Origin of the sequence: Streptomyces sp. NPDC097619, assembly GCF_040302735.1 — a bacterium.
In the GTDB taxonomy this organism is placed as follows: Bacteria; Actinomycetota; Actinomycetes; order Streptomycetales; family Streptomycetaceae; genus Streptomyces.
Window position 1 is genome coordinate 1 of sequence record NZ_JBEOSD010000027.1, and the last position, 21,464, is coordinate 21,464.

Sequence of the window (21,464 nt, forward strand, 5' to 3'; positions counted from 1 at the left end):
GGCGCGAACTTCTTCGCGGTGGTCTCCCTGGCCGACCCGCCGGCCGCGTTGTTCAAGCCCGCGATGATCCTCGCGGCCGCGGGTGAGCGCGGCGGTGACGACTCCCGCGAGCAGGCCCCAGAAGGCGGAGCCCACCCCGAGCAGGGTCACTCCGGAGGCGGTGGCGAGGAAGGTGACCACCGCGGCCTCCCGCGCGCTGTCGTCGGCCAGGGCGGAGGCCAGGGAGTTCCCGATGGTGCCCAGCAGTCCCACGCCGGCGATGCCGAGCACCAGGGCGGGGGGAAGGGCCGTGAGCAGCGAGCCGACGGTCCCGCCGAAGACGCCCACGAGCAGGTAGAACACCCCGGCCCAGACCCCCGCGAGATAGCGCCGGTCGGGGTTCTCGTGGGCTTCGGGGCCCGTGCAGATGGCGGCCGTGATGGCGGCGAGGTTCAGGCCGAAGCAGCCGAACGGGGCCAGCAGCAGATTGGTGCCGCCGGTCCAGCTCATCAGCGGGGACACCGGCACCCGGCCGTAGCCGGCGTTGCGGAGGACGGCGACGCCGGGCAGGTTCTGCCCGGCCATCGTGACGACGAACAGCGGCACGGCCACCCCGAGGGCCGTCTGCCAGGTGAACTCGGGCGCCGTGAACACGGGTCGGGCGAGGGCGAAGGTGACGCGGTCGGGCCGCAGCGAGCCCTGGATCCCCGCGACGGCGACCCCGGCGGCGAGGGCCATGAGGACCGCGTAGCGGGGGAAGAACCGACGGCCGGCGAGGTAGACCGCGAAGAGGGTGAAGACGAGCGTGAAGTGTCCGTCCATGGAGGCGAAGAGCCCGGTGCCGAACCGGACCAGCACGCCGGCGAGCAGGGCCGCCGCGAGCGGCACGGGTATCCGTCCCATCACCCGCTCGAACCAGCCCGTGAGACCGCTGAGCAGGATCAACGCGGCGGAGACGAGGAACACCCCGACGGCCTGCGCCATCGTCACCCCGTGGAGTCCGGTCACCAGCAGGGCCGCTCCGGGCGTGGACCAGGCGGTGACCACGGGGGCCCGGTGCCGCAGGGACAGACCGATGCAGGTGACGCCCATGCCGATGCCCAGCGCCATCATCCAGGAGGTGACCTCGCGCGGCCCCGCGCCCGCCGCCTCGGCGGCGGTGAAGACGATCGCCGCGGAACTGGTCACGCCCACCAGCACCGCGATCAGCCCGGCCGAGACCGCGGGCAGGTCCGCCCCCAGCCGCCTGCCCCGTTCCTTCGACCCCTTCGGCCCCTTCCGCGGGGCGCTGTCGGTGACGCTCACCGGGGGTGACGCACGATCAGCACGGCCTCGACCGCTTCCGCGGGGGCCTCGTACAGGTGCGGGGTGTCGGCGTGCCAACTCGCGTGCGTGCCGGGCCCGATCAGGGCCGGCTCCCGGACGGTGCCCACGCGGGCGGTGCCGCTGAGCACGACCAGGTGCTCGGTGGTGCCGGCGGTGTGGGCGGTGGACTCCTGCCGGGCACCGGCCCGGATCCGGATCCGGTAGGTGTCGCTGACCGCGTCGGGGGCCTCGTACCGCTCGACCAGGACGGCGTCCACGGCGTCACCGGAGAGGGTGGCGGGCGCGGTCAGGCCGGTCAGGGCAGTGCTGAGGGGGACCCCGAGGGCCGTGGTGAGGGCGTAGAGGGTCTCCAGCGTCGGGTTGCGCCGGCCGCCCTCCAACTCGGAGAGCGTCCCCTTGCCGATGCCGGAGCGCCGGGCCAGTTCGGAGAGCGAGATCCCGTCGGCCTCGCGCAGTTCCCTCACGCGCGCGCCGACCCGGGCGGGCAGATCCATGGCGGTACCCCTCCTCCGGTCGCGGACGCGGCCGGATCCTGCCGGGCATCGTTCCACAAACAGAACGTTCCGTCCATGGAACGCCATGATCCGTGCTGCCGCCCGGCGCGGGACGGTCCACCCGCCGGGCACGCCGCCCGCCGGGCACGCGGCTCGCCGTGCACTCCGCCCCCGCACGCCCTCCGCCCGCCGTGAACCTCGCCCCCGTAGGCCCTCCGCCGTGCGTCCGTACACCGGACGGGCCGTACGAAAGTACTGCCCGGCGGCGCCGGTGCCGCCCGCAGACTGGAAGGGCCGGTGCGGCGCGGGGGCGGGCGCGCGGTTGCCCCCCACCAGCCGCGTCCGTACAGGAGCCCCCGCACCATGGCCCCGCGCCCCACCGGCCCGCAGCCCCCCGCCCGGGGGCGGGACCGCACCGCCACCGCCGCCGGACCCCGCCCGCCCCTCCGGCCCCCCGTGCCCCTGCCGAACGAGCCGGGCCCGGACGCCCCCGAAGCGCTCACCGCCTGGCTCCGGGTACTGGACCCCGACCGGGCCCGCCACACCCCGACGCTCCACCACGGCCATGGGCACGGCCACGGCAGCGGGAACGGGACCGGGAACGGAAACGGGAACGGCCATGGGTCCGGTTCCGGGTCCGCGGCCGGTACGTTCGGCGGCCTCGGTTCGGCCGGCGGGCGCACCGACCACCTCGTGCTCCTCGTGCTCAGCGGCGGCTGCGAACTCCGGCTGCCCGGGACGCGATGGCGGCTCGAACCCGGTTCCGTCTGCTGGATACGACCGGGGACCCCGTTCACTCTGGTCCCCGCGCACCGCCGCCGCACGGCCGTCCGCTGCCTCCGGCTCACCGGGGCTCCGGCCGCGGACGCCGCACTCGCCCCCGCCGTCCACGCCCCGCACGCCTGGGAGGTGCGCGGCCTGCTGGACCTGCTGCACGCCGAGCTGGCCACCGACCGTCCGCACCGCGAGGAACACCTGCGCGGCCTGCTCCTCGTCCTGTTCACCACCGTCGCCCGCGCGGCCGGCCGGCGGGCCGGAGGCCCCTTCCTCAGCCCCGCGGCACAGCGCGCCATCACGGAACACCTCGACCGCCACCCGGACGGGCGCCCCGCCGCCGCGGATCTCGCCGCCGTCGCCCGGTTGTCCCCGGACTACTTCACCCGCCTCTTCCGCAACACCTACGGGGTGGCGCCCCGGGCGTGGATCCTGCGGGAGCGGATCCACCGCGCGGCGGTCCTGCTGGACTCCTCCGACGAGACCGTCACGCAGATCGCCCGCAGGCTGGGCTACTCCGACGCGCTGCTGTTCAGCAAGCAGTTCAAGTCGGTCATCGGAGTGGCCCCGCGGGCCTACCGCACCAGGAGTTCCGACGCCGGTCCGCCCCGACCGGCCGGTGACGACAGACCTCGCCCTGGCTGATGTCCGGCCTCACCCGCGGCGATGGCGCCCGCGCCGCAGGGAGGGATCGGCGGCGCCGAGCCGGTGCCGCGCGCCCACGAGGAGCAGCCAGGCGGCGACCGCGGCGAGGAGCGGCAGCAGGTCCCCGCCCACGCGGTGCTCGGCGGCCAGACCGGCCAACGCCGTGCCGCCCGCCTGCCCCAGACCGACGGCCATGATGAGCCGGCCGTACGCCTCGGTTGACCAGCAGCGGGCCGCAGACGTACAGCAGCCCTTGGGCCCCCGTGTCCAGGGCGGAGACGGCCCGCCGCGGCCCCGGGTCGGGCAGGACCCGCAGCCAGAGCACGCGCAGCCCCGCCTGCAACGGCGGCGCGGACACCCCGAGCAGCACCACGAGCGCCACCCGCTCCCCGCCGGGTGCGTCCGCGCCACGCCCGCGAGGGCAACGACCACCAGGAGGCCGGCGTGGAGCACGGCGGTCGCACCGGTCACGCGGGGCTGCCCGTACCGGTCCATCAGCCACCCCTAGCCGAGTGCCGTGGAAGGGGGCGGAAATCAAGGGCGACGGTCATCCGGAATCGGCCTGATAACGGCACGATGGCAGCCCGACGGCGATCGGAAATCCGTCGCGAAATTCATGGCCATCAGGTGAAGATTGAACGAAATGGGTGGCGTCGGGCGCGCCTCGTGGGGGATCCGGGGGAATCCGGCCGTCACGCCGGCGGGGGCTGCATTTCCCGGAGCAGTACCACGGTCGCGGCGCTCAGTTTCCGGAGCGCCGTACGGAGCGGCTCGGGCAGGGCGGCGGTTCCCGCGCTCCCCGCGGACGGGGGTACGGAAGCCAGGGCCTCGTTGAACTCCGCCCAGACCAGATGGAGTTCATGCATCGTCCGGCCCGGGTCGGCGCCCGGATCCCCGGGCTCCCGGCGTGCGGCGGCGAGCACCAGCGGAGCCGCCCAGGAAGCCAGGGGGAGCGCTTCGCGGTCCGCCGCGGCGCGGAGTTCCGCCATCTCGGCGCCCGTGAAGGAAAGGCCCACGCGATAGGTGCGACGTGCGGACAATGTCGTCCCCTCCGATGCTGTTCCTGTCGGCCCCACGGAGACGTGTGCGCAGTGCTGTTGGAATCCCGGGTTCTACGTTCCGGTAACTATGTGCGGCCCTTCATCGCCGGTCAAGGGAAAGCGAATCGTTCTGCCCGATCGGGCAAGTGCCCCGGATATACGGGGAATCCGAATCCGAATCCGGTACGCGGTGTCGCCGTGGGCCCGCCGCCCGCCGCCCGCCGCCCTCAGCGCAGCGGGTCGGGCTTCACGGACGGTGCCCGGAGCGGCTTCCCCGCTCCGGGCACCCTGGCCGGGTCCGCGTCGGCGGCGGTGTCCGTGAGGTGTTCCAGGGTCCCCGTCAGCTCCATGAGCCGGTCGAGCCGCGCCGGCCGGTCGTCGAGGTGCAGGCGGATCCCGGCCGCGTCGGTCCGCCGGCGCACCATCAGCAGGGTGGACAGGCCCATGGGATCGACGCCCGTGATCCCCGCGCACTTCAGGCGCAGCTCACGGAGGTCGGGGCGGTCGGCGAGCACGCGGGTGGCCGTGTCCAGGAGCAGGTGCGCCCTGCTGTGGTCGAGCTCGCCGATCAGACCTATGCACACGGTGTCGGCGGTCTCGGCCTGGGTGACCTGGAGCGGTCCCGGTCCGGGGGCTGCGGTGCTCATCTGGCCTTCCTGTGACGGGTGACGAGGAGATCGGTGGCGGTGCGGAGCAGGGCGGTGGCGCGGGGGAAGTCCTGGAGTTCCTGACCCAGCAGGGTCAGGGCGGGCGGCAGGGACATCGCGGGGACGCCGCGTGCCGTGAGGACCTCCGCCGTCCATAACAGGAAGTCGGTGAAGAGCTCCTCGTCCCCGGTGTAGAGGGCCGCGGCGAGGAACTCCGTGATGTGGGCGAGGTCCTCCGCGGTGCGTTCCCGCTGCTCCTCGCTGTAGGAGCGGAGCGCCGGGTACGACTCCTCCAGTCCCGCGAAGACGGCGGCGACGAGCCGGGTCCGGGCCCGGGTGACCAGGGTGTACTCCTGGTCGGCGAGGTGCGGCAGGTCGTCGATCACCTGGTGGTCCGGCCGGGGTGCGGCCGGACCGCCGCGCCCGAGGTCCTCGGCGGCGGTGCGGGCGTCCGGGGCCCAGGCGTCGGCCCCGAGGAGGCGGGCGTAGCGGCCGTCGGCGCCGAAGGCGGCCCCGCCCACGATCACGGGCACCCCGACGGCCTGGCAGGCGGTGATCGCGGCGTGCGCCGCCGGCAGCCGGGTCGGGATCGAGGCGGAGAGGGCCACGGCGTCCGTGGCGGTGCGGTGCAGGTGGGCGATGAGGTGCGGGGTGGGCACCTGCGCCCCGAGGTAGTCCACGCGCCAGCCGCGCAGCTTGAGGACCTCGGCCAGCAGCCGGGCGGGCAGGGCGTGCCATTCGCCGTCGATGCAGGCCACCGTGATCCTGCCGCGGTGGGGCCCGGTGCGGGCTGCGGAGCGGTGCCGGGCCAGGACGCCCACGACCCGCTCGTTGATCGCGGTCGCGGCGTGTTCCTGGGCGACGGTGAAGCGGTCGGCCATCCATTCCTCGCCGACCCGGGCCTGGACGCGGGCGATCACGTCCAGGAGGACCCGCTCGGGGTCGAGGCCGGCGTCCAGGCCCTGGGTGACGACGGCGGTCGCGGCCGGTTCCTCGCCCGCCGCGACCGCCTCCCACAGGAGGTCGGCCGACGCCGCGATGCCGTCGTCGGGCGCCCTGCCGCCGTCGCTGCCGTCGCTGCCGTCGCCGCCCTCGACGACCACGGCGACGGGCGCATCGGCGGGCGCGTCGGGGGTCGACGCGGCGGGAGCGGACGCGGTGGAGGCCCGGGGGGCGCGGTTCGTGGTGGGGCCGGGACGGGTGGGGCCGGGGGTCATCCCGTGAACCTGCCCCGGGTGTGCCCGTCCACGGCGCTCAGGTGGTTGCTGGGGGGTGCGGAGATGACGACGACCGCCATGTCGTCGTGCCGGCCGGTGCCCACCCACTGGGAGGCGAGCATCTGGACGTGCTCCACGATGGCCTCGGCGGGCATACCGGCGCACTCCGCCAGGGCCCGGTGCAGGCGCTGGTCACCGAACTCGGCCCCGCCCATGGGGCCGCCGCGGGCCTCGGTGATGCCGTCCGTGTACAGCACGCAGGATTCGCCGGCGCCGAGGGTGACCTCCACGGTGGCGGCGCTGAACTGGGTGAGGGCGCCCACCAGGGTGCCCCGCGTGGGCACTTCCTCGATCCGTCCCCCGGTGCGCAGCACCAGGGGACGGGGGTGGCCGGCACTGGTGAGGCGCAGTCGCACGGAGCCGCCCTCGCGGCGGGCGGAGGCCAGCACCATGGTGGCGTAGCGGGCGTCATGGGTGTTGAGCAGCGAGGTGTTGAGCAGGCCGAGGACCCGCTGGTGGTCCTCCGCCATCGGGAGGAGGGCCTGGAGGGTGGTGCGGATCCGGCCGGTCATCACGGCCGCTTCGAGCCCCTTGCCGCACACGTCGCCGAGCACCACCAGGGAGGTGCCCTCCTCGGTGGTGGCGGGGTGGACGTCGTAGAAGTCGCCGCCGACCCGCTCGTGGTCCTTCGAGGGCCGGTAGCCGCCCGCGTACTCCACCCCGCCCACCTGCCGCAGGGTCGGCGGGAGCAGGGCGCGCATCAGGGTCTCGGTGATCGAGGACTGTTCGGCGTAGAGACGGGCCGCGGACATGGCCACGCCCGCGCGCGCGGCGAACAGCCGGGCGAACACCTCCTCGGGTTCGGTGAAGGCGGCGCTGCTGCCGCGCCTCAGCAGCACCAGGGCGCCGGCGGGTACCCCGTGTCCGGGGAGCGGGACGATCGCCATGGCCCCCACGGGACCGAAGTCGGCCGGGACCAGCCAGGGCGGGGCGACGCTCGGGTCGATCCAGCGGGACGGCACCGGCGGGAACCCCTGGAGGGCCTCCGCCAGCCCGGGGACCCGGGAGGGGTCGGCGACCACGGAGGCGTGGGCGGGGGCCGCCCCGCGCAGCGCGGTCACCACGGGCAGCTCCCGGCCGTACCCGGCGCTGATCACCACGGCCGCGTCGGCCAGGTGCTCGGCGGCCATGCGGGCCGTGACGCCCATGCAGCGGTCCAGGTTCAGGGAGGACAGCAGCAGGTTGGAGGCGCGGGTCAGGAAGGCGGTGCGTTCCCGTTCGGTGAGCAGCGCCTCCTGGGCCAGCCGGTGGTCGGTGTCGTCGACCAGCCACCACACCACGGAGCCGTCCTCGCGGACGGTGGGGTGGGCCTCGTAGGTACGGGAGCCCAGGGGGCCGTGCGGGGGGAGGGCTCCGGGGGATCCGTCGTCCTGACGGGGTGCGGCCGCGGCGGCGGCGAGCCAGTCGGGGGCCACGTCCGCCAGCCGGACGCCTGAGGAGGCGCCGGGCAGGACCAGGGCGGCGGCTTCGTTGACCGACACGAGCACCGCCCGCCGGTCCGTGACGAAGACCGGGTACGGGGCGCCGTGCCAGGGGCCGCGGCCCGCTCCCGGATCGGACGTTGTCGCCTTCGTGGAGTTCACCACATGTTGGAGGCCCGCTGCGCGGACCCCTCACCTCATCGTGTCGAAGATAAATACTTTCCCCATGGAAAGTATCTCTCCGGTCGGGTCCGTGGCAACAGGACCCGTTCCGCAGGGGGGTTCCGCACGGAAGGTCCCCGGGATCGGCCCGACCCCTCCACACGGCGCGCCCTCCGGGCGACGGGCGGTCCGGCCGGACCCCGGGGACCCCGCGCGGGGCCCCGCGACGGTCTCTGTGCCGGGGCGCCTGACAAATGTGCATCCGGCTGACACAGTGGTGCAATGCCCAGAGCCTTCCACCCCCTCCGTGATGACCAGGGAGTGGCGGAGGCATGCGCTGTCGCGGAACTGCTCGACGTTCTGTGGCGCCCCGGCCACGAAGCCGTCGCCGCCCCCGTTCCGCCCTCGCAACTGCGTGCCCTGACCGTGATCGAACAGCGCGACGGCATCAACCTGCGCGACCTCGGCGAGGTGCTCGGCTCGGCGGCCCCCGCCGTCAGCCGGCTGTGCGACCGCCTGGAGGCGGCGGGGCTGGTCCGACGGTCCCGCGCCAGCACCAGCCGCCGCGAGGTCGAACTCCGGCTGAGCCGCCAGGGCCACGCCGTGCTCGCCGACACCCGGGCCCTGCGCGCGCGCAGGACGGCCGAGGTGCTGGAACGGATGTCCCCGGAGGACCGGCGGGCGCTCGCCGAGGGGCTGGCGGCCTTCCGCGCCGCCGCCACCGCCCTCACCGGCCCGGAGGCCGGCACCGCCGCCGACGCGGCGCTCTCCGACACCGCCTGAGACCGAGGCCCGTCGACACCCCCGGCGGACCGCCGGACGCCGGTGCCGCGCGCCACCACCCGCTACCGAGCGGGCTCCGCCGCCTCCGCGACCTCCGCGCCGCCGTCGGGCCGTCCGAACCAGTCCAGGCAGGTCACCAGTGCGTCGTCCTCGGTGGCCGCGCCCCGGTAGTCGGCCAGCGTCTCCAGGATGGCCCGCGGGACCGCCGCCGCGGGCAGCAGGCCCGTCGCGTGGATGGCCCGGGCCAGGGCCCGCTCGCTGTAGGCCACCCCGCTCTGGTCCGAGGCGCCGTACACCCCGTCGCTCACGAAGATCAGACGGTCCCCCGGCAGCGCCTCGAAGGGCTGGGCCGTGTACCGGGACTCCTCGAACATGCCCAGCGGGAACTGCGCCTCGAACTGCACCCGCTCCACGGATCTCTGCCGGTACCGCCACAGCTGCGGGGACCCCGCGTCCACCACGGCGCCCCGCCCTGTCGCCAGCTCCAGGCAGAGCAGGAGGGTCGACACGTACTCCCGTCCCTGGTGCCGGCTGTACACGGCCTGGTCGGCCAGGGTCGCCTGGTCCTCGATCCCCACCCCCGCCCGGCGCGCGTTGCGCAGGGCGTTGACGGCCAGGTTGGTCAGCAGCGAGGCCTGGATCCCCTCGCCCATCCCGTTCGTCACGGTCAGCGTCAGGGTGTCCGCGGTCGTGGACCAGTCGAAGTTGTCCCCGTGGATGTCGTACGCGGGCTCCAACTGCGCCCCGATGGCGTACTCCGGCCGGGAGCAGGAGCGGCCCGGCAGCAGCTGCCACTGCATCTCGGCGGCCAGGGTGAGGCGGTTCGCCCGGCGGGCCCGCAGGTACACGTCGGTGTCCCGTTCGGCGACCACGATCTCATGCCCCAACAGCTCGGCCACGTCCCGCAGTTCCCCGACGGTGTCGGCCCCGCACCGGTCCTCGGGCATCCGCACCGTCAGGATGCCCAGCCGGTCCCCGCGCACCGTCACCGGCAGGTGCAGGTCGAGCGCGTTCCCCCCGGCCGAGTACTGGCCGTACGGTTCCTGACTGCCGAAGGCCCGGCCCTGCGGGGTGGTCCGCACGTCCAGCGGGTCCGCGGTGTGCGGGAGGACCGTGACCTGCTGGAGCACGGTCAGGCTGTAGTCGGCCATCAGCAGGTCGACGGACAGGGCGCCGTAGTGCTCGATGAGAGCGGTACGGACGGTGCGCAGGAGATCGTGCGGTGCGGCCGTGCGCAGGGCGCGTTCGGCAGCCAGGAACCTCGTCATGGCGAGCATCATTTCTCACGGAGCGGTCGTGGGTCGGGCAAACGTGCCCGTTCCCGCCGCGCCCGGTACTGCGGGGGTGCGGCGGCAACGGGCCGGAAGTGCGGCGCGAAGTCGCCAGGACCCGCCCCGAACCGCTGTTCATCACCTAAAAAGTTGCCATGCGGCAACTGATGTTCATGCTACTGCCTGCGGGCCGCCGTCGGTGAGGGACCGTCGGACCGCCGCCGCCCTCCCGGAGGCCCCCTCCCCGGCGCCCGCTCGACCGTCCGCCGGCGGCAGGTGATCGCCGAGGAAATCGAGCACGGCGGTGTGCGTGAACCGACGACCGGTGGGCTGACAGTGCCAGTTGGCGCCCAGCTCCGCGGTGAATCCGAGAATCTCCTTCTCGTGCGGCAACAGCGCGAAGAGCTCCCGAGGTCGGCCCGGAAAGAACTGCTCGTCGTCGGGGTCGAGCACCAGCATCGGGGTCGTGATCCGCCCGACCACGTCCCGGACCTGGTAGGCGCGCACCTCGTGGAGCAGGTCGAAGAGGTTGTCCGCGACGTAGGGCTTCCTGCGAAAGGCCGGCTTCCGGCGGGCCACGGCACCCGCGTGCGCCCCGGCCGGCTCGTTGAACGCCTCCTTCCGCTCCGAGTCGAGCAGGGCGAGCAGCGGGGCGGGCAGCGCCGAGGTCCACGTGGCGCCGACGTCCACGACACCCGGGTCCGCCACGACCGCGCGCAGCCGGTGCTCGAAGGCCACCGCCCGCGTGATCCGGTAACCGGCCTGGCTGATCCCGTACCCGAGCAGCGCCTCGCCGTCCACGTCCGGCCGGGCCGACAGCGCGTCGAGCACGGGCGTCAGGACGGCCTCCCAGTCCGGGCGGAACGGCATCCCGTGCTCGAAGAGCATCGACTGCTGACCCGGCCCGTCGTACAGGAAGGCGTTCCAGCCCCGCCCCAGGGCCTCCTCCGCCCCGTAGCTCACGAGACTGGGCAACGTGCCGTCGCTGCCGTTCGTCATCACCAGGGTGGGGCGCGGCGCCCCCGAAGCGTCCGGGCGCAGCAGGTACCCGGGCAGCTCCACGCACTCGTAGGGGACCCCGACCCGGACGTGCCGCCCCTCCAAGGCGTCCACGGCCCGCTCCCAGCAGGCCCGGTGCCGACGGAAGGTGGGCAGGAACACCGACTGGTCCGCCATCCCGTCGATGAACACGACGGCCTTCCCGAAGTACATGCGAGGCCGCGAGCAAGGCCCACCAGGCCGTCCGGTCGTGCCCCGCCGCCCGCGCCCGGTCACCGCGGCCCTCGAACTTCGCGCCGAGCGCCGTCCACGCCTCGTACCAGCTCCGGGCGTCGCCGTCGGTGATCCGGTCCAGGGTCGCGAGCACGGCGCCGACGTCCCCCACCCCGCAGGCCGCCGCGCCCAGCATGATCCGGGCCTCGTAGTCGAAGTCGTCGTCCGCGAAGAGCCCGCCCGGACCGGTCAGGGAACCCGCTCGTCCACCCATGGCGTCTCGCCTCCGGGGTGCCCGCGTGCCCCGGCACCGCTGCCGGGGCGGGGCGACCGTCCCCTCCATCCTGGGACGCCCCCGTGCCCCCTGCAACCAACCGGCCCACCGACCGGCCCCGCCGACCGGGACCACCGATCGCCCCCTGCGGGCCGGTGGCCCGCCCGAAGCGCACCCATGCCACCCGCGACACCCGCCAAGGCCCCGGTGCCCCCGACCACGAGGGCGCGGCCGGGGGAGCGGGCGACCGCACCTGCGGGCACGGCACGTCGACGGAACGGAGCGACACCCGATGATCCGGATCCTCCTCGCGGACGACCAGCGGCTCGTCCGGGCCGGCATCCGCTCCATCCTCGGCGACGAGCCGGACCTCGAGGTCGTCGCCGAGGCGGCCGACGGCCGCGGGGCCCTGGCCGCCTGCCGGGCACACCACCCCGACGTCGTCCTCATGGACATCCGCATGCCGGACACGGACGGGCTCGAAGCGGCCCGGCGCATCGCCGCCGACGCGAGCCTGGCCGCGGTCAAGGTGGTCATCTTGACCACCTTCGACCTCGACTCGTACGTCTACGCCGCCCTCCGTGCCGGCGCCGCGGGCTTCCTGCCCAAGGACACCGAACCCGTCGAGCTCCTGCACGCGGTCCGCGTGGCCCACCGGGGTGACGCCCTCATCAGCCCCTCCGTGACCCGCCGCCTCATCGCGGAGTTCGCGCGGTCCGGACACCCCGGCCGCCCCGACCCCGATCCCCGTCCGGACGTGCTCACCGAACGCGAACGCCAGGTCCTGGGGCTCGTCGCGGCCGGCGACAGCAACGACGAGATCGCCCGCCGGCTCGTCATCTCGCCCCTGACCGCGAAGACCCACGTCAGCCGCATCATGACCAAGACCGGCGCCCGCGACAGGGCTCAACTGGTCGTCCTGGCCCACGAGTCCGGCCTCGTCACCCCGGGCCGCCCCACTCCCTGACCTCCGAGCGTGCGGGCGGGGCTCCGGCACGGTCCCGTGCCGGAGGTCCCGTCGGTCCCGGGACCCACCCGTCCCGGAGGCCCCGCCCGTCGGTCAGGCCTCGTCGCCCTCGTCCTCCTCGTCGCCCTCGAAGAAGTCGCCCACCTCGTCGACGACCTCGGCGGCGACCATGCCGCCGACCACGCCCACCGCCAGTCCGGCCGCCCCCGCGGCGACGACCGTCCCCATGCCGGGGCCCGAGCGCCGGCCGTGACCGTACGGGTCGTGCGCCGCGTGCGGCACATGGGGGACGTGGGGCGCGGCGGATCCGTGCGCGCCGTGGTGTCCGACCAGCTGGTCGATCCAACGGCCCACCTCCGCCGTCCAGTCGAGGTGGGGCACGTCGGCGTGGGCGACGGCGTGGCGGTTGACCGCGTCGTGGCCCTCACTGAAGAGGCCGCCGCGCTTGTCCGCCTCGATGACCACTTCCAGTCCGGCGGCACCGGCGAGGAAGGTCACCTCCACCTCGTCGACCCGGTGGGCCAGGGAGGGGGCCGGGGTGAGCTCGATCTCCTGGTAGAAGGGCAGCTGCTGGCCCGTGCCGCGGATGTGCCCGTATTCCAGGTCGGCCGACTTGAAGCCGAATCCGAGCCCGCCGAGGGCTTCGAGGACCGCCTCCTGCGCGGGCAGCGGACGGACGGCCAGCGGGTCGAGGTCGCCCTTGTCCTTGGCCCCGGCCACGCCGAGCTCGGTCCGGACGCCCAGCACGATCCCCAGCGGCTGCCCGTGGAGCTCCGTGACCGGGGTCTCCCACGGCAGCGGCACCGAGAAGGGGACGGTGTGGGCCGCCCCCTCGGCCAGCCGGAACCCGCCCCCGACGGAGAATCGGCCGAAGGAGACCGTGCCCTCGGACTCGCCGTCCTCGTGCTCCGCCTCCACGCGGGCGACCAGTTCCAGGGTGATGTGGTCGATCGTGAACTCGGCGTTGCCCCCCTTGAGGTGCACGTGCCCGACGAGGTTTCCGCCGGGGACCACCGGCGCGGGGTCCAGGACCGTGTCCACGGACGGGCCGCCCACACCGAGCGAGCCGAGCAGTCGCTTGAACACCATGGTGGCGTCCACTCCTTACTCATCAACAGACTTCTACAGAGTTGTAGAAGCATAGGGGTGCGGGAAGGGTGTCGCGTCCCATCCGCGGGGGTTCCGGGCGAAGTTCAGCCACTCGGCGGCCCGTCGCTGGCCTTCGTTTCTACAGTCCTGTAGATTCGCTGTGTCGTGCGAGGCGTGTCCGATGTCGAACGGCCTTGAACCGATGACCAGTTGACGGGGGACCAGGCATGTTCGGCATCAGCGAGCTCGCGATCATCCTGATCATCGCGGTGGCGGTCCTCAGCGCCAGGAAACTCCCCGAACTGGCGCGCTCCATGGGGAAGTCCGCCCGCATCCTCAAGAGCGAGGCGCGCGCCATGAAGAGCGAGGACGCCGCCCCGGCCGGCGCCGCGCGGGCCGGACACGGGGACCGCCGCGTCGTCGAGGGCACGGTGGTCGAGGGCGAGGTCGTGGGGGGCGAGGCCGCCGGCGGCCCCCGCGACGCCCGTACCTCCGGCGCGGACCCGCGGTAGATCCGGTGCTCCGCGGATCCCTGGACGGGGCGGCCGACCGCGGCCTCCCCGCACCGACGCCCGAAGAGCCCTTCGAGTGGGTCGCCGGGCTCTTCGGCCTCCTCGGCTCGCCCGTCCGCCTGCACCTGCTCCGGATCCTCGGGGAAGGCGACGCGGACGTCTCCGAGCTGGCCGGGGCCGTCGGCCGGGCCATGCCCACGATCAGCCAGCACCTCACCCAGCTCAAGCGCGCCGGGGTGGTCGCCTCCCGCCACGAGAAGCGCCGCCAGATCTACTCCCTCGCGAACGAGGAGATCGCGGCGGCGGTGGCCGAGATCATCCGCCGGGCCCAACAGGTCCAGCGCGAGGTGACGCACGCCCGACCCCCCGACGCGCACGTGGCGCGCTGAGGAGCGCCGCCGCCGGCGCCCACTCTCCCCCTCTCCTCCCCTCCCCGCCCCGTCTCGGCAGTCGGAACCGCCTTGCCCGCCGCGCGCCACCCCGGCAGGGTGGAGAACCGGCGAGACGGGGGAGGCGCGCGGTGGGGCGGCAGGACGCGGTGGCGCTGGAGCGGATGGACGGACCGGCCGCGGCGGCCGCCGAGGGCGCACTCAGAGCGGTCTACGCGGAAGTGTTCGCCGAACCGCCCTACGCCGAGACCGAGCGGGACGTCGCCGCGGCCTTCGACCGGTTCCGCGCGCAGACCCGCGAGCACGGCTTCCGGGCCGTCCTGGCCCGCGCCGAGGACGGCACCCCGGTCGGCTTCGCCTTCGGCTTCCCGCTCGCGGCGGACACGCCCTGGTGGGACGAACTGACCGGGCCCGTGGCCGAGGAACTCCGCCGGGAGGACGGCCGCCGCACCTTCGGGCTCCTCGAACTCGCGGTCCGCCGGACCCGGCGCGGCCAGGGCATCGCCCGGCGCCTCCACACGGCACTGGTCGAAGGGCTGGAGACCGAACGCGTCCTGCTCAACGTCTCCCCGCACGCCGAGGCCGCCCGCGCCGCCTACCGCTCGTGGGGCTACCGCACGATCGGGGAGGCCCGACCCGGCGGGCCCGGCACGGCCGTGTACGAGGTCATGCTCCGCACCCTGCGCTGACTCCCGCCGGCTCCGCGCCCGCACGACCGGGCCCCGGCCGGGACCGGGGGGCCTCACCACTCGGGGTGCACGTCGTGGCTGTCGTAGCGGACGCCGGAGGCCGTGCTCCAGGGGCGGAAACGGCCGGGGCCGCTCGGGCCGGGGGCGTAGCGGACCGGCTCGTGGGTGTCGTCCGTGACGATGACCGCGCCCGCCTTCTGGGCGCTGCGCAGCGCGTGCGTCCAGTGCGGGCCGCGATGACCCGACCGGTAGTCCGGGACCTTGCACTGGGACATCCTCGATCACCACCTCCCGGGCCTTCGGCCCCGTTCCGCCGGCTGCCCGTCGGTCCCCTCGAACTGCGGCTTCCCCGCCCCGCGCGGATCCATTCGCGGCGGGGTTCGGAGGTCCCGGCGGGGGTATGCGGGGCACCGTGACGATCATTGGCGCGCAAGGCGGTCCGGCGGTGGGTCCGGCCCGTCAGGAGGGAAGGGGTTCTCGTGAACTGTGACTGCGGTACGGACTACCTCGACACGGTCAAGCACGTGCTGTTCCACGGCCCGAAGGTCGTGGCCTCGGAGGGGCACCTCTTCGGCGCCGGGGGAGAGCCCTGTACCCACTGGGTGCTGCCCCCCGGCGCGGAGCCCGCCGCCGGCGAACAGGACGAGGCCCGCCGGATCCCCGAGCAGGAGGTCACCGAGCTCCTGGAAGCCCTGGCCATGATCGAACAGGACGTGCTCCACCATCCGGTCTCCGTCCACCTCCGCGGTGACCGGTACACGGTGGTCAGGACCAGTGAGGAGGAGGTCCGCGGGGTCAGGACGGTGGGGTTCGTCTTCACCGGCAAGGTGTCCGCGGAAGAGGGGGAGACCTCCGTGGTCTTCGGCGCGTGCGTGAAGAGCCTCGGCCCCTCCGGCTACATCGCCCTCACCCTCGGCGAGGAGGGCCACGACTACACCGCGCAGGAGACCGCGGCGGCCGCCGTCACCCTCGTCACCGCCCTCGAACCGACCTGATCCTCCCCGCCGGCGGAGCGGAGGCGGGCCACCCTCCCGCTCGGCCCCCGCCGATCCCCTCAGCTCCCCGCCGGGATCGGCTCCGACGGGGAGGGGATCACCGGGAAGGCGTTCTCGGGCGGCGGGGAGGGGGCCAGGGCCAGGCCGGGGCAGACCCGGCGGAACGGAACGCCCGGGGCCATCGCCGCCCACTCGGCCGCCGTCGGATTCGTCGAGGCCGGCCCGCAGGCCCGCCCCACCGGGTCGCGCAGCGCCGCACCGAGCCGGCCTATGTCCCAACGAAGGCCCTCACCGGGGAAGTTGTAGGTCACGAGAGAGGACCCGTCGGCGGACACGCCGAGGGAGAGCGCCGCACTGTCCAGGGTCAGGGCGGCGACCCGGTGCGGGGCCGTCGGCTCCCACAGGTCCCAGGCCAGGAGCTGCGTACCGGAGGCGGCCCCCACGAGCAGGCGACCGTCCCCGCTGAACACGTACGGGCCTTCCGTGCCGCTCTGCGGGAGCCCGGCCAGGAACCGCGGCCGGGCCGGGTCGGAGACGTCGTACAGGAAACCCCCCTTGCGGCCGAAGTCCGACACGACCATCCGACGGCCGTCGGGGGAGAAGGCGAGCGCCCCCAGGTGGGGGCGTGAGCCGTCGGGCGGGGGCAGCGCGGACAACCGGGCCGGCCGGCGCGGATCGTCGATGTCGAACAGCGCCCCGTCGACGGCCAGGACGGGGCCCACGGGAGCGAGCAGGACCTCCGGGACCCGCCGCCACTTCTCCGCCACGGTGCCGAGCCGCTGGGCCCGCCCGGGCCGGGAGAGGTCCCACAGGGTGGTGCCCGCCGGGGATCCCGTGACCATGAGGTCACCCCGGAGCGAGACCTTCAGGCCGTACCCGCGGCTCCCCTCGCCCGAGTTCGCCGTCAGGTCCGCCGCGACGCGGAACTCCAGCCTCGGGCGGGCGGGATCCCGCACGTCCCACACCGACACGGTCCCCGGCGGACCCTCGGCGGCGAGCCTGCCGCCGTCGGTCGAGAACCACATCGCCCCGCGCGCGAACTCGGCGCCGACCCCGGGCCGGATCGTGCCCGCCCGGTGGCCGGCGGCCAGGCCCGTCAGCGGCACCAGATCGAGCAGCGCGCCCTCCTCCGCGGCCACGGCCAGCAGGCTCCCGTCGGGGGAGAGCCGGTGCGGGGCGGTGCCCGTCCACGGGCCGAACTCCACGGGGGAAGCGGTGAAGGGCCGCGCCGTGACGTGCGGTTGCAGCCGGTCCGTCAGCGACCAGAACCGCACCGCGCCGTCACGGTCGGCGGAGGCGAGGGTGCGGCCGTCGGGAGCGAACGCCAGGGCGGTGACCGTGTTGGCGTGCCCGGTCAGGACGGCCGAGCGGGCCGGCCGGGCCCCGGAGAGGTCCCACAGGGTCGCCGAGTGATCGGTGCTCCCGAGGGCGAGGCGACGTCCGTCCCGGCTGAACGCGACGCCCTCGATCGAGCCACCGTGCGCGCTGATGACGGCGGTGGGGCGACGGTCCGCCGGGGCGAGGCCGCTCCCGACCGCGCCGGAGAGGTCCCACAACCGGGCCTGGGCGTCGTCGGAGCCGACGACGAGCGTGTTCCCGGAGGCGCTGACGGCCACCGCCCGGGCCGTGCCGCCGGTGCCCTCCAGCGCGCCGAGGCGGCGGGGCCGCTCCGGGGACCGGGTGTCCCACAGCTCCACCGCGCCGTCCTGCCGGGCCAGTACCAGGAGGGCGCCGGCCGGTCCGAAGGCGGCGGCGGCCACCTTGCTGCCCCCTTGCGGGAGGGCCGCCCGGAGGCGTGCTCTTCCGCTCCCCGGATCCACCGACCACACCTTCGTCCCGTAGCGCGAAGCGGCCAGGAACAACCGCCCGTCCGGACTGAACTCCGCCACCTCCACGAACAGGTCCATGGCGAGGGTGTCCCTGCCGAGCGGCTCCGGCCGGCCGTGGTCGGCGGGCAGCGAGAAGGCACCCAGGGACCGTTCGGCGTCCGCCCCGGTGAGCAGCAACGAGCCGTCGCCACCGACCCGGAACGCCGTCCGGCCGTGGAGGCCCGCCTTGTGCGCCACCACCTCGGCGAACCTGCGCGGCTCCCCGTCGCGGCGCGAGGTGTCCCACAGGCCGACGACCCCTTCGAACGTGCCGACCGCCAGCGTCCGCCCGTCCTCGCCGTAGGCCAGCCGGTCCACCCACGCCCCCTGGTCCAGCGCCCCGGCGTACTGCGTGCCGCCCAGCACGTCCATGAGCGTGTCGCGGGTCTGCGTGGACGGCACCTCGCGGTAGGCGGCGGCCGCGAGCAGCAGGGCCGCGCGCGGATCCGTACCGAGGGCGGCCCGCGCGGCCGCCTGGAGCTGGCGTTGCCGGGCCTGCTCGCCGTTGGCGCGGGCCTGCGCACCCTGCTGGACCGCGATCCCCGCGGCCACCAGCGCCAGACAGAGCATCACGCCGATCACTCCGGCGAACTGCCGCAACCGACGCGCCTGCCGCCGCTGCCGCTCCGACGCCCGCTGCAACCGCCGCGCCTGGTCGCGCTCCCGCTCCAGGGCCTCCCCGAGCTCCCGCGTCCTGACCTGCTCCCGCTGCAACTGGCGCCGCTCACGCAGTCGTTCGGCGTACTCGCGTTCCTCGCTCGCGGCCACGAAGGCCCGGTCCACGGGCCGGACCAACCGCGCGTGCCGCTCCTCGCCCAGCCACTCCACGACCGCCACCAGGCGCGAACCCCGGTAGCAGTCCTCCTCGCTGCGCCCCGACCGGTCCCACGCGTCCGCGGCGTCGGAGAGCTGTTGCCGGACCACGAGCCCGGCCCGGTCCTCCTCGATCCACCGCCGCAGCCGGGGCCAGGCCCGCAGCAGCGCCTCGTGCGAGATCTGCGCCACCGCCCGGTCCACGGTGATCAGCCGGGCCCGCGCCAGCCGGTCCCGCACCCCGGTCACCGCCCGCTTCCGCTCCCCGGTGCGGCCGGCGAGCAGTTCGTCGAGACCGATGCGACGGCGCACCGCCTCGTCCCCGTCGGCGGTGAGGGTGACCATGGCGAGGAGGAGTTCCCGCACGGCCTCCCGCCCCGGCACGTCGAGGTCCTCGTAGATGTCCTCGGCGGTGCGCGCCACCGATTCCCGGATCCCGCCGGTCGCCGCGTACCCGGCGAGCGTCAGGGTGGCGCCGCGGCGCCGCACCCAGGTCTCGCGCAGGGCGTGCGCCAGGAACGGCAGCGCCGACCCCCGATCGCGACCGCCGCCCTCGCGGGTGTCGCGCAGCAGGAGCTCCACGAGTCCGGGCTCCAGACGGAGCCCCGCGTCACGCGCGGGCCGCTCGACGGCCGCCCGCAGGTCCGTCTCGTCCATGGGCCAGACGTCGCGCTTCCGATCGAGGGCGGCGCGGAGCTCCGGATGGTCGTAGCAGCTGCCGTAGTGGTCGGCGCGCAGACCGAGGACCACGCGGGGGAGACCGCCTCCGGCGCCGCTCCCGTCGGTGCTGTCGGTGCCGTCGTCGGACGTGGCCGCGGACGTGGGGGTGGAGCCCACGGTGCCGTCCGCGCCGCACACGGCGCGGATGAACAGGGCCCGCTCCTCGGGGTCCGCGCAGGCGGTGAACACCTCCTCGAACTGGTCCACCACCAGTACCCGACAGGCCCCGTCCGCCGGTAGCCGCCCCTGCGCCAACCGCCGCTCCACCTCCGCCCGCGGGGTGCCGGAGGCCCGGGACCACAATTCGGCGAGGGCGCGCAGCGGGTGCGGACCGGGCGAGGGAAGCAGCAGGGCCGGCCAGGGCGTGCCGGGATCCGCCTCGTGACGCCGGGCCAGCCCGGCCAGGAGACCGGCCCGCAGGATCGAGGACTTGCCCACCCCCGAGGCGCCGACGAGGACCACCGGCGCCCGGACCTCCGCCGCCCCGCCGGCTCCCTCCGCGGCCCCCGCGCCTCCGCCCGCCCCCGTGGTTCCCGCCTGCCCCGCGGACCGGACCACTTCGTCGATCAGCTGCCGGACGAGCTCCTCGCGGCCGAAGAACCGCTCGTGGTCCTCGGTGCGAAAGGGCTCCATTCCGGGATAGGGACAGGCCGTGCCGTCGGCGGGATGCACGGCCCCCTCCGACGGGTCGGGGGCGGCGGGGTAGGCCCGGTTGGGGGCGAGGACCAGCTCGCCCACCCGGTCCTCGCTCTGCCGGTGCGGGCGCACCGGCCCGTCCTGGAAACGCCGGTCGAGGAGCGCGTGGACGCCGTCGAGGGTCAGCCGGGCCGGCGCGGAGGGGTCGCCGCGGTGGAGGAGGTCGAGGAGCTCCCCCGTGAAGAGGGTGTGGCGCTCGCCCTCGGGGGCGAAGGACACGGCGAACCCCGAGGCGGAGGTCAGCAGGAAACTGCCGTCGGGCCGCGCGCTGACGAACGGGTCACGGGCCGCCCCGCGCGCGGCGGGCTGCCGCGCCATCCCGGAGAAGCAGCAGTCCAGCAGGACCACGACGGGCGCCCCGCTGTTGCCGAGCGTGTCCCGGACCACCTGGTACGGGATCGAGCGGGCGATGCCCTGGGCGGAGCTGGTGGCCGTGGCCAGGTACAGCTGGTCCTGCGGCCCCAGCAGCCCGTGCCCGATGAACGCGAACAGCACCAGTCCGCGGGCCTCGTCGACGGCCCGCTCGACGGCCTCGACGACGGTGGCCGCGTCGGGCGGATCCAGGAGCAGCTCGACCCGCGAGGGCTCCATCCCGCAGACCTCGTGCAGGGCCCGGGCGAGATCGCGGGCGGAGGTCGCGACGCTGGGCAGGTCGGGGAGCGCGGACCCGGCCCCGTGGACGCTCGTACCGACGACCACGGCGCGGACGCCGGGTCCCGCCAGGTCACCGGCCCGGGGCGGCGGAACGGTCACGGACGCGGGCCGCCACCCTCGGGACCCTCGGGGCGCTCGGCCGGGCCGGCGGCACCGGGTCCGTCCGGCGCGTCCGCCCCGGGCTCTCCGGGCTCATCGGCACCTCCGGCCGTCCCGGTCACCTCGGCCCGCCCGGCGCGCTCGATCCGTTCACTCGACTCGGCCCCTTCACCCGGCGCGGCCCCCTGCCCCGGCTCCGCCGCTTCCCCCGGGGCGTGCTGCTCCCGCCGCTGCAGGGGCACGCCCAACTGCCCGGCGATCTCCTGGGCCAGCGCGCCGGCCGTGAGGGCGTCGAGCCCCTTCACCCGCTCGGAGGTCACCGTGATCGCGGTTCCGTCGGGCCGGGTGATGGTGACGGTCTGGTTGCCGCTGCGGTTCTGCACCCACGTCACCACCGCGGCCACGAGAACCGTGACGATGCCACCCGGCTCCAACAGCACGGTGACGACGTCGGTGACCGTCCCCATGGTCCCCCGCGCCGGCCCCTCACCGGAGCCGCGCCGCACCCGACCGCGCAGCTCCCGCTGCTTCCCGAGCCACACCCGGAGATCGTCCGTCCCGATCCGACCGCCGTCGTCCCGGGCCGTGATCGCGATCTGCATGGTTCTCCCGCCTGGAGCCTTCCGAAGGGCCAACTCCCCTCACCCTACTGAAGATCGCCCCGACCG

At 75.0% G+C, this 21,464-nt stretch carries 20 protein-coding genes; 7 read left to right on the forward strand and 13 right to left on the reverse strand.

Annotated features, from left to right (window positions below):
• Both ABTZ17_RS10480 and ABTZ17_RS10485 read right to left on the reverse strand, forming a co-directional pair.
• Nucleotides 1-1,284 (reverse strand): benzoate/H(+) symporter BenE family transporter (locus ABTZ17_RS10480; RefSeq protein WP_352195156.1); only part of this gene is annotated, 1,284 nt, incomplete at its 3' end.
• The gene (locus ABTZ17_RS10485) at nt 1,281-1,799 is read right to left on the reverse strand and encodes a helix-turn-helix domain-containing protein (RefSeq protein WP_352195157.1); all 519 of its coding nucleotides are present in this window, start codon (nt 1,797-1,799) and stop codon (nt 1,281-1,283) included. The genes ABTZ17_RS10480 and ABTZ17_RS10485, both read right to left, overlap by 4 nt.
• A 363-nt stretch (nt 1,800-2,162) precedes the next feature.
• Here ABTZ17_RS10485 and ABTZ17_RS10490 point away from each other — a divergent pair, with 363 nt between their 5' ends.
• Nucleotides 2,163-3,218: a helix-turn-helix transcriptional regulator gene (locus ABTZ17_RS10490; protein ID WP_352195158.1), complete on the forward strand. Its 1,056-nt coding sequence runs from the start codon at nt 2,163-2,165 to the stop codon at nt 3,216-3,218.
• Between the two features lie 9 nt (nt 3,219-3,227).
• Here ABTZ17_RS10490 and ABTZ17_RS10495 read toward each other — a convergent pair whose 3' ends face one another.
• The 5 genes from ABTZ17_RS10495 to ABTZ17_RS10515 form a co-directional block, all read right to left on the reverse strand.
• On the reverse strand, nt 3,228-3,413 hold the full coding sequence (locus tag ABTZ17_RS10495) for a hypothetical protein (RefSeq protein WP_352195159.1): 186 nt from the start codon (nt 3,411-3,413) through the stop codon (nt 3,228-3,230).
• 497 nt (nt 3,414-3,910) lie between these two features.
• A complete protein-coding gene (locus ABTZ17_RS10500; RefSeq protein ID WP_352195160.1) occupies nt 3,911-4,258 on the reverse strand; it encodes a hypothetical protein in 348 nt (115 codons plus the stop codon).
• Between the two features lie 227 nt (nt 4,259-4,485).
• The gene (locus ABTZ17_RS10505; RefSeq protein ID WP_352195161.1) at nt 4,486-4,905 is read right to left on the reverse strand and encodes an STAS domain-containing protein; all 420 of its coding nucleotides are present in this window, start codon (nt 4,903-4,905) and stop codon (nt 4,486-4,488) included.
• Nucleotides 4,902-6,122, reverse strand: a complete 1,221-nt coding sequence (locus tag ABTZ17_RS10510; RefSeq protein WP_352195162.1) for a cobalamin B12-binding domain-containing protein — start codon at nt 6,120-6,122, stop codon at nt 4,902-4,904. The genes ABTZ17_RS10505 and ABTZ17_RS10510 overlap by 4 nt, the downstream gene beginning before the upstream one ends.
• Nucleotides 6,119-7,768: a PP2C family protein-serine/threonine phosphatase gene (locus ABTZ17_RS10515; RefSeq protein WP_502994638.1), complete on the reverse strand. Its 1,650-nt coding sequence runs from the start codon at nt 7,766-7,768 to the stop codon at nt 6,119-6,121. Before ABTZ17_RS10515 ends, ABTZ17_RS10510 begins: the two co-directional genes overlap by 4 nt.
• A 279-nt stretch (nt 7,769-8,047) precedes the next feature.
• On the opposite strand from ABTZ17_RS10515, the gene ABTZ17_RS10520 reads away from it, so the two are divergent.
• Nucleotides 8,048-8,548, forward strand: a complete 501-nt coding sequence (locus ABTZ17_RS10520) for a MarR family winged helix-turn-helix transcriptional regulator (protein ID WP_352195163.1) — start codon at nt 8,048-8,050, stop codon at nt 8,546-8,548.
• Nucleotides 8,549-8,610: 62 nt separating this feature from the next.
• Here ABTZ17_RS10520 and ABTZ17_RS10525 read toward each other — a convergent pair whose 3' ends face one another.
• On the reverse strand, nt 8,611-9,816 hold the full coding sequence (locus tag ABTZ17_RS10525) for a PP2C family protein-serine/threonine phosphatase (protein ID WP_352195164.1): 1,206 nt from the start codon (nt 9,814-9,816) through the stop codon (nt 8,611-8,613).
• Between the two features lie 174 nt (nt 9,817-9,990).
• Entirely contained in the window at nt 9,991-11,031 is a 1,041-nt protein-coding gene (locus ABTZ17_RS10530; RefSeq protein ID WP_352195165.1) for an alpha/beta hydrolase family protein, read from the reverse strand.
• A 566-nt stretch (nt 11,032-11,597) separates the two neighbouring features.
• Between ABTZ17_RS10530 and ABTZ17_RS10535 the strand changes: the two genes are divergently transcribed.
• Nucleotides 11,598-12,272, forward strand: coding sequence for a response regulator transcription factor (locus ABTZ17_RS10535; protein ID WP_352195166.1), 675 nt, complete (start codon nt 11,598-11,600; stop codon nt 12,270-12,272).
• Nucleotides 12,273-12,365: 93 nt separating this feature from the next.
• Here the strand turns inward: ABTZ17_RS10535 and ABTZ17_RS10540 are convergent, their stop codons facing one another.
• Nucleotides 12,366-13,361: a sporulation protein gene (locus ABTZ17_RS10540; protein WP_352195167.1), complete on the reverse strand. Its 996-nt coding sequence runs from the start codon at nt 13,359-13,361 to the stop codon at nt 12,366-12,368.
• Nucleotides 13,362-13,588: 227 nt separating this feature from the next.
• Between ABTZ17_RS10540 and ABTZ17_RS10545 the strand changes: the two genes are divergently transcribed.
• The 3 genes from ABTZ17_RS10545 (at nt 13,589) to ABTZ17_RS10555 (ending at nt 14,951) form a co-directional block, all read left to right on the forward strand.
• Complete coding sequence (locus tag ABTZ17_RS10545; protein ID WP_352195168.1) at nt 13,589-13,873, forward strand: twin-arginine translocase TatA/TatE family subunit; 285 nt, start codon at nt 13,589-13,591, stop codon at nt 13,871-13,873.
• A gap of 5 nt (nt 13,874-13,878) precedes the next feature.
• Entirely contained in the window at nt 13,879-14,262 is a 384-nt protein-coding gene (locus ABTZ17_RS10550; protein ID WP_352195169.1) for an ArsR/SmtB family transcription factor, read from the forward strand.
• 131 nt (nt 14,263-14,393) lie between these two features.
• Nucleotides 14,394-14,951 (forward strand): GNAT family N-acetyltransferase, encoded by a 558-nt coding sequence (locus ABTZ17_RS10555; RefSeq protein ID WP_352195170.1) that lies wholly within the window; start codon nt 14,394-14,396, stop codon nt 14,949-14,951.
• 53 nt (nt 14,952-15,004) lie between these two features.
• On the opposite strand, the gene ABTZ17_RS10560 is transcribed toward ABTZ17_RS10555, so the two are convergent.
• Entirely contained in the window at nt 15,005-15,226 is a 222-nt protein-coding gene (locus ABTZ17_RS10560) for a hypothetical protein (protein ID WP_352195171.1), read from the reverse strand.
• Nucleotides 15,227-15,430: 204 nt separating this feature from the next.
• Between ABTZ17_RS10560 and ABTZ17_RS10565 the strand changes: the two genes are divergently transcribed.
• Entirely contained in the window at nt 15,431-15,946 is a 516-nt protein-coding gene (locus ABTZ17_RS10565; RefSeq protein ID WP_352195172.1) for a hypothetical protein, read from the forward strand.
• 59 nt (nt 15,947-16,005) lie between these two features.
• Here the strand turns inward: ABTZ17_RS10565 and ABTZ17_RS10570 are convergent, their stop codons facing one another.
• Together ABTZ17_RS10570 and ABTZ17_RS10575 are read right to left on the reverse strand one after the other, a co-directional pair.
• Nucleotides 16,006-20,796 (reverse strand): caspase, EACC1-associated type, encoded by a 4,791-nt coding sequence (locus ABTZ17_RS10570; RefSeq protein WP_352195173.1) that lies wholly within the window; start codon nt 20,794-20,796, stop codon nt 16,006-16,008.
• Nucleotides 20,793-21,398 carry an effector-associated constant component EACC1 gene (locus tag ABTZ17_RS10575; RefSeq protein WP_352195174.1) on the reverse strand — a complete coding sequence of 202 codons (606 nt, stop codon included), beginning with the start codon at nt 21,396-21,398 and terminating at the stop codon, nt 20,793-20,795. Before ABTZ17_RS10575 ends, ABTZ17_RS10570 begins: the two co-directional genes overlap by 4 nt.
• Nucleotides 21,399-21,464 lie beyond the last annotated feature (66 nt).

Bases quoted from the DNA above. Each gene is read 5' to 3' on its own strand.
- ABTZ17_RS10485 (WP_352195157.1), bottom strand. From the start codon at position 1,799: ATGGATCTGCCCGCCCGGGTCGGCGCGCGCGTGAGGGAACTGCGCGAG.
- ABTZ17_RS10490 (WP_352195158.1), top strand. From the start codon at position 2,163: ATGGCCCCGCGCCCCACCGGCCCGCAGCCCCCCGCCCGGGGGCGGGAC.
- ABTZ17_RS10495 (WP_352195159.1), bottom strand. From the start codon at position 3,413: ATGGCCGTCGGTCTGGGGCAGGCGGGCGGCACGGCGTTGGCCGGTCTG.
- ABTZ17_RS10505 (WP_352195161.1), bottom strand. From the start codon at position 4,905: ATGAGCACCGCAGCCCCCGGACCGGGACCGCTCCAGGTCACCCAGGCC.
- ABTZ17_RS10510 (WP_352195162.1), bottom strand. From the start codon at position 6,122: ATGACCCCCGGCCCCACCCGTCCCGGCCCCACCACGAACCGCGCCCCC.
- ABTZ17_RS10520 (WP_352195163.1), top strand. From the start codon at position 8,048: ATGCCCAGAGCCTTCCACCCCCTCCGTGATGACCAGGGAGTGGCGGAG.
- ABTZ17_RS10525 (WP_352195164.1), bottom strand. From the start codon at position 9,816: ATGACGAGGTTCCTGGCTGCCGAACGCGCCCTGCGCACGGCCGCACCG.
- ABTZ17_RS10530 (WP_352195165.1), bottom strand. From the start codon at position 11,031: ATGTACTTCGGGAAGGCCGTCGTGTTCATCGACGGGATGGCGGACCAG.
- ABTZ17_RS10535 (WP_352195166.1), top strand. From the start codon at position 11,598: ATGATCCGGATCCTCCTCGCGGACGACCAGCGGCTCGTCCGGGCCGGC.
- ABTZ17_RS10540 (WP_352195167.1), bottom strand. From the start codon at position 13,361: ATGGTGTTCAAGCGACTGCTCGGCTCGCTCGGTGTGGGCGGCCCGTCC.
- ABTZ17_RS10545 (WP_352195168.1), top strand. From the start codon at position 13,589: ATGTTCGGCATCAGCGAGCTCGCGATCATCCTGATCATCGCGGTGGCG.
- ABTZ17_RS10560 (WP_352195171.1), bottom strand. From the start codon at position 15,226: ATGTCCCAGTGCAAGGTCCCGGACTACCGGTCGGGTCATCGCGGCCCG.
- ABTZ17_RS10575 (WP_352195174.1), bottom strand. From the start codon at position 21,398: ATGCAGATCGCGATCACGGCCCGGGACGACGGCGGTCGGATCGGGACG.